Below are 11,460 nucleotides of genomic sequence, written 5' to 3' on the forward strand. Positions count from 1 at the left end.
CACCTGATACCATACCGAACTCAGAAGTGAAATACCGTAGCGCCGATGGTAGTGTGGGGTTTCCCCATGTGAGAGTAGGAAATTGCCAGGCATCTCCTTTCCTTTTAAGAATACCAGCCTATTTCGCCATTAATATAAGAGTATATTTTACCTTTTTGTTCTAAAAGAAATGCCCCTTGTGTATTAATGCCACGAGCAATTCCTGTTACCTTTTGATACTCATTGAGTAAAATATTGACTTTTTTATTGTATAAGTAATCTAATGTACGCCAGCGTAACATAAATGGAAAAAAACCTTCTTGTTCAAATAATAGTAACGCTTTGCATAATGCATTAGTTAGTTCAGCCACTAAAGCATTTCTTATGATATAGTTCCCTATTTCGTGTAAAGAAATCCACTCTTTAGCTATAGTTGGCATAGCGAGATTAATGCCTATGCCAATCACGATAGATTGACCAATCATTTCAACTAAAATACCAGCTAATTTACGATTATTAAGGTAGAGATCATTTGGCCATTTTACTAATACATTAGTTACCCCAAAATTTTGCAAAATGTCGGCTACAATAATGCCAACCATTAAACTAAGCCCAATTAATACAGATGGACCCTGCTGCTTAAAATACCAATAAATAGAATAATAAATATTATTACGAAATTGAGAAATCCATTTTCTACCTCGTCGTCCACGTCCATGTAATTGATATTCAGCAACACAAGCATCGCCAGGTTGTAAATGAGAAATTCTATTTATTAAATATTGATTAGTTGAATTAATTACTGGTAGTACTACTAATCTACCAGTAGACAAGTGTGCTTGAATAACTTGTTCATTTAGAATATTACTTTGATCTGTAAGTAAATTGACGGCTTGTGATATGTGAAAAATATTTAGCGGTATACTCATACTGGTGTTTATTATATTATCATAATAAGGCTCCAATCGCATCTACTTCTCCTTCTGCGCCAATAAAACGGACTTCAGGTTCCAGCCAAATAGCAAATTTATCTGCTACTATGTAGCGAACATACTTAGCTAGCGTAGCTATTTCTAAACCGCTAGCCTGGCCAATATTAATTAAAATCAATGCCTGTTTTTCATACACGGCTGCGTGACCCACTTGATATCCCTTTAACTTACAGCGATCAATTAGCCATCCAGCAGCTAGTTTTATCCCACCATTAGTTTGTGGGGAGTAAGGAGCATCGGGATAACAGGCTAATAATTGCGCAGCAGTTTTAGTATCAATCAATGGATTTTTAAAAAAACTACCGGCATTACCTGTTTTAGAATTAGGTAATTTATTACGCCGCATAGCGCAGATAGTATCAAAAATCTGACGCGGGGTTACGTTGTGCGTATCTAGTTGTTTCAGGTTACCGTAATTTAGAACGGGCCGCCAAAATTTGCTGAGCCGTAATCCTACAGCTACAATAGCAACATTTTCGCGGTAGCGATGCTTAAAAATACTATCTCGATAGCCAAATTGGCATTCTAATGCGTTAAGGCGAAGTTTTGTACCATGATCTAACTGAATAATATCTACATATTCACATAAATCTTGTAATGCTACACCATATGCGCCGATATTTTGTATCGGGGCTGAGCCAATATAGCCTGGTATTAAAGCTAAATTTTCTAAACCAGGGATTTTTCTCTCAAGAGTATAAATGACTAAATCATGCCATACTTCACCAGCACCAACATGTAAATACCACGCTTCAGCATCTTCTCTAATCACAATACCCTTAATACGATTTAGTAATACTGTGCCTGTATAATTTTCGAGAAACAGAACATTACTACCGCTACCGAGTAGTAATGCAGGACGATTAATTTGTAATGCATGTTTCCATAGCATCAGCAATTGATTTTCGCTGTGCGCAGTAACAACTTGGTGTGCGTATACATTCAAACTAAATGTATTTAGTGGCTTTAAAGTCATATGACATATTAGTGTTAGTGGTTGCTTAGACTGTTGCTGAGACTAAAGTTTAACAATTCAGCAAGATTAGCTGACGCTTCATCTGCTGTCATCTGCTGTATATCACACTTTTCTCTATGCTGACGATTGCTGGTACGTTCTTGATGATAAGCGTAACCTGTACCAGCTGGTATAAGCCTACCGACAATAACATTTTCTTTCAGACCGCGTAGTTCGTCGCTTTTTCCCGCTACGGCGGCTTCTGTGAGTACACGTGTAGTTTCTTGGAAAGAAGCAGCTGATATAAAAGATTCAGTCGCTAGCGATGCTTTAGTTATACCTAGTAGATCACGTACATAAGTTATTTCTTTTTTTCCTTCGCTTTTAAGCTGAAGATTAGTTATTTTAATTCGTGAGTATTCGACTTGTTCCCCTTCTAAAAAATCGGAACTACCAGCGCTGATAATAGTCGCTTTACGTAGCATCTGACGAATAATAACTTCGATATGCTTATCGTTTATTTTTACGCCCTGTAAACGGTAAACCTCTTGTACTTCATTAACGATATAGCGAGTTACAGCATGTACCCCACGTAAACGTAGAATATCATGCGGCGATTCTGGTCCATCAGATATTACGTCACCACGTTCTACGCATTCACCTTCAAATACGTTAAGTTGACGCCATTTTGGAATCATTTCTTCGTAAGTATCATTACTATTTAATGGTGATATTACCAAACGCCGTTTTCCTTTAGTATCTTTACCGAAAGAAATAATACCACTTATCTCTGCTAAAATTGCTGGCTCTTTAGGTCGTCTAGCTTCGAATAAATCAGCAACACGTGGTAAACCACCGGTAATATCTTTAGTACCACTGGTTTCTTGCGGCAAACGTGCTAAGGTGTCACCACTGGTAATTTTGGTACCATCTTCTAATTGTACAATAGTCTTACCAGGAAGAAAATACTGTGCAGGCATATCAGTATTTGGAATAAGAACATCGTTATGATTAATATCAACAATTTTTAGCGCTGGTCGTAAATCTTTACCACCACTAGTTCTTTCTGCAGTATCTAATACTACGATAGATGATAAACCCGTAAGTTCATCGGTCTGGCGAGTAATAGTCTGACCATCTATCATATCAGTGAAACGAATAAAACCGTCAACTTCAGTGATCACGGGCATAGTATGTGGATCCCAGTTTGCAACTGTTTCTCCACCTATTATTTTTGAACCATCGCCTTTTGCCATTACGGCACCATATGGTACTTTGTAGCTTTCTTTAGTTCTACCAAATTCATCTATTAACTTAAGCTCAGTATTACGAGAGGTAATGACTATTTTATTACTAATATTAATCACATATTTTGCGTTAATAAGACGAATTGTACCTTGATTTTTTACCTGAATACTTGATTCTGCCGCAGCACGAAAGGCTGCACCACCGATATGAAAAGTACGCATAGTTAATTGAGTACCTGGTTCACCAATTGATTGTGCTGCGATCACACCAATAGCTTCACCTTTATTTACTAGGTGACCACGAGCTAAATCACGTCCATAGCAATGAGCACATACACCAAAATCGGTATCACAAGTAACTACTGAACGAACCTTAATGTTGTCAATTGAATTATCTTCTAGTACATCACACCATTGCTCATTTAGTAAAATATTACGTTCTACGAGAATATTTGTGCTACCTGGTAGCAATACATTTTCTGCTGTGACACGACCTAGTACACGTTCGCGTAGTGGTTCTTTTACATCACCTCCCTCAATAACAGGTGTCATAATAATACCCGACAAAGTGCCGCAATCATCTTGAGTGACTACTAGATCTTGTGCTACATCTACTAAACGACGAGTTAGATAACCAGAATTAGCGGTTTTTAATGCTGTATCTGCTAAACCTTTACGAGCACCATGTGTAGAAATAAAGTATTGTAAAACGTTTAGACCTTCACGGAAATTAGCGGTAATAGGAGTTTCTATAATTGAGCCATCAGGTTTCGCCATTAAGCCACGCATACCAGCCAACTGTCTAATTTGTGCGGCAGATCCCCGTGCGCCAGAATCAGACATCATAAAAATATTATTAAATGATACCTGACGTTCTTTTATGCCATTACTGTTCATAACAGCTTCAGTAGACAGATTATCCATCATAGCTTTAGCGACACGTTCATTAGCAGCAGCCCATATATCTATTACTTTATTATAACGTTCACCAGCTGTTACTAAACCAGACTGGAATTGTTCTTGAATCTCCGCTACTTCCGCTTCCGCTTCATTAATAATTTCAGCTTTCTTGAAAGGAATAATCATATCATCGATGCCAACTGATGAGCCAGAACGTGCAGCGTAGGCAAAACCAGTATACATTATCTGGTCAGCAAAAATAACAGTCGGTTTAAGACCTAGTATACGATAACAAGTATTTAACATCTTAGAGATAGATTTTTTACCAAGTACCTGGTTAACTAGTGTAAAAGGTAATCCTTTGGGTACTATCATCCATAGTATGGCTCGACCAATGGTGGTTTCGACAATATGTGAGTTGTGAATCCAGTTACCGTTATCATTCTTCTCATATTCTGTAATACGTACTTTAACACGTGCATGTAACTCAGCTATTCCAAGACGATAAATACGTTCAGCTTCTTTAGGTCCGGTAAGTACCATACCTTCCCCTTTACCATTAATACGATCACGAGTCATGTAGTATAGACCTAACACAACATCTTGTGATGGAACTATGATTGGTTCACCGTTTGCAGGGGATAAAATATTATTAGTAGACATCATTAAGGCACGAGCTTCTAACTGCGCTTCAAGTGTTAATGGAATGTGTACTGCCATTTGATCACCGTCAAAATCAGCGTTGTATGCAGCACAAACTAATGGATGTAGCTGAATGGCTTTACCTTCTATCAGGACAGGCTCAAATGCTTGTATACCTAAACGATGCAGAGTTGGCGCACGGTTTAACATCACTGGATGTTCACGAATTACTTCGTCTAGAATATCCCATACTACTGATTCTTCACGTTCTACCATTTTTTTTGCTGCTTTAATTGTCGTAGCAAGGCCACGCCGTTCTAGCTTACCATAGATGAAAGGTTTGAATAGCTCAAGTGCCATCTGCTTCGGTAAACCACATTGATGTAGACGTAGGTACGGACCTACAGTAATAACTGAACGCCCAGAGTAGTCTACGCGTTTACCTAGTAGATTTTGACGAAAACGACCTTGCTTTCCTTTTATCATATCGGCGAGAGATTTAAGTGGACGCTTATTAGAGCCTGTGATGGCACGTCCGCGCCGTCCGTTATCTAGTAATGCATCTACTGCTTCTTGTAACATACGTTTTTCATTACGAACAATGATATCTGGTGCAGATAAATCAAGTAATCGCTTAAGACGATTATTACGGTTAATAACACGACGATATAAATCATTGAGATCTGATGTAGCAAAACGTCCCCCGTCTAGCGGTACTAATGGACGTAGATCTGGTGGTAATACTGGTAGTACATTCAATATCATCCATTCTGGTTTATTACCGGACTCTACGAATGCTTCAAGTAACTTAATACGTTTAGTTAGTTTTTTACGTTTCGTTTCCGAAGTAGTTTCTTCTAGTTCTTCTCGTAATTCTTCACATTCATGCTCAATAGCTATATTTTTTAACAAAACATGAATGGCTTCCGCGCCCATTTTGGCATCAAATTCGTCACCAAACTCTTCTAATGCATCTAAATACTGTTCTTCAGTTAATATCTGATGGCGTTCTAAATTAGTCATGCCACTTTCAACAACTACATAGGACTCAAAGTAAAGTACACGCTCTATATCACGTAGGGGCATGTCTAGCAACAAACCAATACGTGACGGTAAAGATTTTAAAAACCAAATATGTGCGGTAGGAGAAGCAAGCTCAATATGTCCCATACGTTCGCGACGTACTTTCGTTTGGGTAACTTCAACCCCACATTTTTCGCAAATGACCCCCCGATGCTTTAGACGCTTGTACTTACCGCACAGACACTCATAATCTTTAACAGGCCCGAAAATGCGCGCGCAAAATAAACCGTCACGCTCAGGTTTAAAAGTGCGGTAATTGATAGTCTCAGGTTTTTTTACTTCACCAAAAGACCAGGAACGGATCATGTCTGGCGAGGCTAGTGCAATTTTTATCGCATCAAACTCTTCAGTCTTAGCTTGCGCTTTCAGAAATTTCAGTAAATCTTTCACGGCTTTTAGCTCTTGTCAGAGTTAAATCTTAGATCTGTGATATGCCTTAATTTGATATTTAAGGCACGTTTATGCTATAATGCTATTTGTTTTTTATTAGTAACTAAAAATCAGTCTTCTTCTAGTTCTATATTAATACCTAAAGAACGTATTTCTTTTAATAAGACGTTAAAAGATTCCGGCATGCCTGGTTCCATAGTGTGATTACCATCGACAATATTTTTATACATTTTAGTACGACCATTAACATCATCTGACTTTACAGTCAGCATTTCTTGTAACGTATATGCAGCTCCATAAGCTTCGAGCGCCCAAACTTCCATTTCTCCGAAACGTTGACCACCAAACTGAGCTTTACCACCAAGAGGTTGCTGAGTGACTAAGCTATAAGAACCAGTTGAACGCGCATGCATTTTATCATCAACGAGATGATTGAGTTTTAGCATATACATATAACCCACTGTTACCGGACGCTCAAATTGTTCGCCGGTCCGCCCATCAAATAGAATTATCTGACCAGAAGTTGGTAATTCTCCTAACTGTAGTAGTTCTTTAATTTCTTTTTCTTTTGCGCCATCAAATACCGGTGTTGCTATCGGCATACCATTTTTTAAGTTTTCTGCGAGTAGCAGTACTTCTTCGTCGGAAAAAAGATTTAGATTTACTTTTTGTCGTATGTTATCGCCCACATCATAAGCTTTTTGAATAAAATTACGTATTTTTACTATATCTTGGTGTTGTTGAAGCATAGTATTAATCTTATTACCTATACCTTTAGCGGCCATTCCCAAATGTGTTTCCAGAATCTGCCCAATATTCATACGTGATGGAACACCTAGTGGATTTAGTACTATATCAACTGGTATACCATTTTCATCGTAAGGCATATCTTCGATTGGGTTGATTTTAGAAATCACACCTTTGTTACCATGACGACCTGCCATTTTATCGCCAGGCTGGATCTGTCGTTTGACAGCAAGATATACTTTAACTATTTTTAGTACACCAGGGGAAAGATCGTCGCCTTGGGTAATCTTACTACGCTTTTCTTCTAATTTTTTATCAAAAAGATTTTTTAAATTGTGATACTGCTTTACTAACTGTTTGAGTTGAATATTTTTCTCTTTATTTGTTAAGCTAAATGTTAGCCACTGCTCGCTATTTAACTTAGATATTTTCTCAATATTAATATCTATACCATCAGAGACTAGTATGTCACGGATACGGATAAATATACCTAATTCGAAAATGCGTAGTTCTTCTGTCAGGTCTTTTTTAGCCTGCTTCAGTTGCATTTCTTCTATTTCTAACGCTCGTTTATCTTTTACGACGCCATCACGAGTAAAAACTTGTACATCTATTACAGTACCGGAGAAACCGTTAGGTACTCGTAATGAAGAATCTTTTACATCTGAAGCTTTTTCGCCAAAGATAGCACGTAATAGTTTTTCTTCTGGAGTAAGTTGAGTTTCGCCTTTAGGTGTGACTTTACCTACCAGTATGTCACCACTAGTAACTTCAGCACCAATATAAACTATTCCAGATTCATCTAATTTACATAGTGCTGCTTCACCGACATTGGGTATATCTGCGGTAATATCTTCAGGACCTAGTTTGGTATCGCGTGATACACAAGCTAATTCCTGAATATGAATAGTCGTAAAACGATCCTCTTGCACGACACGTTCAGAAACAAGCATAGAATCTTCAAAGTTATAACCATTCCATGGCATGAACGCTATACGCATATTCTGTCCTAACGCTAGTTCCCCTAAATCAGTAGATGGCCCATCAGCTAATACATCACTCCGCTTTACTGATTCACCTAAAGAAACGCAAGGCCTTTGACTAATACAGGTATTCTGATTAGAACGAATATATTTCGTCATGTGATAAATATCGATACCAGCTTCGCCTGGATACATTTCCTCAGAATTAACATTAATGACAATACGTGAAGCATCAACATACTGAACTATACCGCCACGTTTGGCAACAGCGGTTACGCCTGAATCTACCGCTACTATACGTTCCATACCAGTACCGACCAATGGTTTATCGGTACGTAAGGTAGGTACAGCTTGACGTTGCATATTAGCACCCATTAAAGCCCGGTTAGCGTCATCATGCTCTAAGAAAGGAATAAGAGAAGCACCCACAGAAACAATTTGTTGTGTAGAAACATCCATATAGTTCACTTGGTCACGGCTGAATAAACTAGATTCGCCTTTATTACGACAGGTAACTAAATCATCGATAAAATATCCAGTTTCATCAATATTAGTATTAGCCTGTGCGATAACAAAATTACCTTCTTCAATCGCCGAAAGATAATGAATGTCTTCAGTGACTGTACCGTTATGTACACGACGATACGGGGTTTCTAAAAAACCATACTCGTTAGTTTGTGCGTACACTGATAAAGAGTTTATTAGACCAATGTTAGGTCCTTCTGGAGTTTCTATAGGGCATACTCGCCCATAATGAGTAGGATGTACGTCTCGTACTTCGAATCCAGCACGTTCACGAGTAAGCCCACCTGGTCCTAGTGCAGAAATACGGCGTTTATGAGTAATCTCAGACAACGGATTATTTTGGTCCATAAATTGCGACAACTGGCTAGAACAAAAAAATTCTTTGACCGCAGCAGAAATGGGTTTCGCATTAATGATATCTTGCGGCATTAAAGTATCGAGATCACTTAGAGATAAACGCTCTTTAACAGCGCGTTCTACGCGAACTAAACCTACTCGGAATTGATTTTCTGCCATTTCACCAACAGAACGGATACGACGATTACCAAGATGATCTATATCATCTACTTCACCTTTGCCGTTACGAATATCAATAAGCTTTTTGATTACTTCGATTATGTCATTTTTACTTAACAGACCAGAACCTTCTATATCTTTACGTAACAACGCACGATTAAATTTCATTCTACCAACAGCAGATAGATCATAACGTTCTTCTGAGAAAAAAAGATTGTCGAAAAGATTCTCTGTTGCTTCACGGGTTGGTGGTTCACCTGGACGCATCATACGATAAATTTCTACTAATGCACTTAAGCGATCTTTAGTAGGATCAATACGTAATGTTTCTGAAATATAAGCGCCATGATCTAAGTCATTTGTGAATAGTGTTTCAATAGACTGAAATCCGGCTTGACTTAGTTTATCGAGTAACTCTAAAGATAGTTCTGTATTAGCAGGAACTATAATTTCACTAGTATTAGTATTAATATAATCTTTTGCTATTACTTTATTTAGAATATATTCTACCGGAACTATTATTTCCTCTATGAAGTCTTTTTTCAGCTTACTAATATGACGAGCGGTAATACGTCTGCCTTTTTCGACATATATAGTGCCATTGGCTTCAATATCAAATGAAGCTGTTTCTCCGCGTAAGCGCTCAGGAACAAGTTTCATTTTTAATTTATGCTTGTGTTCATTAATATGAAACACAATTTTTTCAAAAAACGTGTCTAAAATTTGGTTAGTAGTAAAGTTTAATGCACGTAAAAGAATCGTTACAGGTAATTTACGACGACGATCTATACGTACAAAAAGGTGATCTTTTTGATCAAATTCAAAATCTAACCAAGATCCTCGATAAGGAATAATGTGTGCATTAAATAATACTTTACCTGATGAGTGTATCTTACCCTTATCACTGTCAAAAAATACACCAGGACTACGGTGTAACTGCGAAACAATCACACGTTCAGTGCCATTAATAATAAAAGTTCCATGATCTGTCATCAGGGGAATTTCTCCCATGTAGACTTCTTGTTCTTTAATAGAAGTTTCTGGGACTTCACGCTCATAGATAATTAGACGTAATATCACTCGTAGTGGTACAGAAAATGTAACCCCACGAATCTGGCACTCTTTAACATCAAATATAGGATCACCTAAACGATAACTAACATATTGTAATTCGGCATTGCCGCTATAGCTATGTATGGGAAATATTGACCGGAAAGCTGCTTCTAGTCCGTACTGACCTTCGGGATCTCGTTCGATAAACTTCTGAAAAGAATCCAGTTGTATAGAAAGAAGATAGGGAACGTCTAAAATTTGTGGACGTTTTCCAAAATCTTTACGGATACGTTTTTTTTCGGTATAGGAGTAAACCATAGGGTTCCTCAGCTATAAAACTGTAATAGAAAAATATTGAATGTTCATTTAGTAAATTTATTATAAATAATACATATAAACATAAAAAAGCTGGTGACTATAAAGGCACCAGCTATTACTTCTGTCTACCAGATAAGTAAATTACTTTACCTGAACAGAAGCACCAGCATCTTCTAGAGTTTTTTTCAACGTTTCGGCATCATCTTTACTTACATTTTCTTTTAGGGTAATTGGTGACGATTCTACTAAGTCTTTTGCTTCTTTTAAACCAAGACCAAGAGCGCTTCGTACGGCTTTGATAACAGAAACTTTATTACTACCAATAGCTGTTAAGATCACTTCAAATTCGGTTTGTTCTTCCACAACTTCAGTTGGACTTGAAGTTACAGCTACAGTTGAAATAGAAGAGACACCAAATTTCTCTTCCATCATAGAAATTAGCTCAGTAATATCTAAAATTGACATTTTAGCTACTGCGTCTAAAATTTGTTCTTTAGTGAGTGACATAGCAATTGCTCCTAAAATTAGGTAAATATTATTTACGTTTTTTTGAAAATTAGGTAAATATTATTTACGCTGCTTTTTGTTTTTGTTGGCATAATGCCACTAAAATACGAGCGAGTTTTCCTATAGAAGCTTCTTTCATAGTAAGTATCATATTAGCAATTGCTTCTTCGTAAGTTGGTAGATTAGCTAATCGGTCTATTTCTGACCCTGGAATAAAAGTATTTTCAAAAACGGCTGCTTTAATATTAAAATTAATATTATCTTTCGCAAATTGTTTAAATATACGAGCAGCAGCACCAGGATGTTTAGTAGAAAAAGCAATCAAGCTGGGACCAAAACAAATATCTTTTAAAGATGCAAAAGGAGTACATTCAATAACTCGATGCATAATCGTATTACGAACAACAAGCATATTTACACCTATTTGGCGACCAGCGGTACGTAATTTAGTCATTTCATTGACTGTCACACCACGGTAATCCGCAACGACAGCAGATAGTGCATTTTTGGCTAATTGTTTTACTTCCGCAACAATTGCTTGTTTGTCTTGAAGATTAAGAGCCATAGAATTGTTCTCCTAGATTCTGCGATTCTGCTGATAAAGTATTTTTGGCAACTCACTT

At 37.4% G+C, this 11,460-nt stretch carries 6 protein-coding genes and 1 rRNA gene; 1 reads left to right on the plus strand and 6 read right to left on the minus strand.

The window, feature by feature from the left end:
• Window positions 1-91, plus strand: a 5S ribosomal RNA gene (gene rrf, locus CEX73_RS03400); the annotation flags it as partial.
• A gap of 13 nt (window positions 92-104) precedes the next feature.
• Here rrf and CEX73_RS03405 read toward each other — a convergent pair.
• From CEX73_RS03405 to rplJ, 6 genes are all read right to left on the minus strand, one after another.
• Complete coding sequence (locus tag CEX73_RS03405) at window positions 105-950, minus strand: biotin--[acetyl-CoA-carboxylase] ligase (protein WP_101627182.1); 846 nt, start codon at window positions 948-950, stop codon at window positions 105-107.
• Window positions 928-1,947 (minus strand): UDP-N-acetylmuramate dehydrogenase, encoded by a 1,020-nt coding sequence (murB, locus tag CEX73_RS03410; protein WP_101627183.1) that lies wholly within the window; start codon window positions 1,945-1,947, stop codon window positions 928-930. The genes CEX73_RS03405 and murB overlap by 23 nt, the downstream gene beginning before the upstream one ends.
• 14 nt (window positions 1,948-1,961) lie before the next feature.
• Window positions 1,962-6,188 carry a DNA-directed RNA polymerase subunit beta' gene (gene rpoC, locus CEX73_RS03415; RefSeq protein ID WP_101627185.1) on the minus strand — a complete coding sequence of 1,409 codons (4,227 nt, stop codon included), beginning with the start codon at window positions 6,186-6,188 and terminating at the stop codon, window positions 1,962-1,964.
• A 110-nt stretch (window positions 6,189-6,298) separates the two neighbouring features.
• Window positions 6,299-10,330: a DNA-directed RNA polymerase subunit beta gene (rpoB, locus tag CEX73_RS03420; RefSeq protein WP_101627187.1), complete on the minus strand. Its 4,032-nt coding sequence runs from the start codon at window positions 10,328-10,330 to the stop codon at window positions 6,299-6,301.
• Between the two features lie 141 nt (window positions 10,331-10,471).
• Entirely contained in the window at window positions 10,472-10,837 is a 366-nt protein-coding gene (gene rplL / locus CEX73_RS03425) for a 50S ribosomal protein L7/L12 (RefSeq protein ID WP_101627188.1), read from the minus strand.
• 64 nt (window positions 10,838-10,901) lie between these two features.
• Window positions 10,902-11,402, minus strand: a complete 501-nt coding sequence (gene rplJ, locus CEX73_RS03430; RefSeq protein ID WP_101627189.1) for a 50S ribosomal protein L10 — start codon at window positions 11,400-11,402, stop codon at window positions 10,902-10,904.
• Window positions 11,403-11,460: the final 58 nt, after the last annotated feature.

It is taken from the genome of Candidatus Palibaumannia cicadellinicola (assembly GCF_002855795.1).
Lineage (GTDB): Bacteria > Pseudomonadota > Gammaproteobacteria > Enterobacterales > Enterobacteriaceae > Baumannia > Baumannia cicadellinicola_C.